The organism is Limnohabitans sp. B9-3 (genome assembly GCF_002778325.1).
Classification (GTDB): Bacteria; Pseudomonadota; Gammaproteobacteria; order Burkholderiales; family Burkholderiaceae_C; genus Limnohabitans; species Limnohabitans kasalickyi.
On sequence record NZ_NESI01000023.1, the window covers coordinates 1 to 843 of the forward strand.

The 843-nt window shown below is 43.7% G+C and carries 1 protein-coding gene; it reads right to left on the minus strand.

The annotated features are described in order from the left end of the window. Positions 1-2 precede the first annotated feature (2 nt). Positions 3-326: a hypothetical protein gene (locus B9Z42_RS16060; protein ID WP_100134432.1), complete on the minus strand. Its 324-nt coding sequence runs from the start codon at positions 324-326 to the stop codon at positions 3-5. Positions 327-843: the final 517 nt, after the last annotated feature.

The following is an 843-nucleotide window of genomic DNA, read 5'->3' on the forward strand; positions in this document are numbered from 1 at the left end:
CTTCAGGTTTTTTGTAATCCGCCAACAGGCGGTCTATGAGTTCGTTGCTTACGGTCATTTCTCTTCCTTTGAAGATGAAGGCAGTTTCCTGCCATTAGACCGTTTACACAAAATCTAGGACACGCCCCAAGATTTTTGATTGATTGTTCTTTGAGGCGATTTTTAATGGGGTTAGCGATTGCTTGGTAACAGAAGAACACAACAGCGAGGGCGATGAAAATCCCAACAGCGTAAAGTGCCATCGTTCCTAAGTCAGCACGATAAGTCCAAGCAGCCATGCCTAGAAAGACGCCAACAGCAATTTTCCAAATCAAGTCGTTACCCATCGCAATTTCCTATATTCAAAAAAGGCACCAACAAGTGACTCTTCTTGTTTTGATGAGGGCTAGTTTACTTCTTGAATCGTGTCACTACTCAACACAGCTTCATTCAGCTTTTCGTGTACTGAGTCTCGCCAAGTGCGAAGTACTCAACTTTCGTACTAGTACGAACGATTTTTTCAATCGCTAGAAGCTCTGAAGCTGTCAGACGCTCTCTTACTACTATGGCATCGTGAACGTTCGCTAAAACAGTCTGTCCTAGCTTCCTAAGCTCTTTGCGAACCATATCCATCATCACAGTTTCAGCGTGTTGATAGAGCCATGAAATCAGCTTGCTTCTACTGTTGTATCCCTTGAGTGTTTTGAGCTTTTTGAGTTCTTCAAGAAATGGGTAGCGGGCGTGTCCTAGATTTTGTGTAAACGGTCTAATGGCAGGAAACTGCCTTCATCTTCAAAGGAAGAGAAATGACCGTAAGCAACGAACTCATAGACCGCCTGTTGGCGGATTACAAAAAACCTGAAG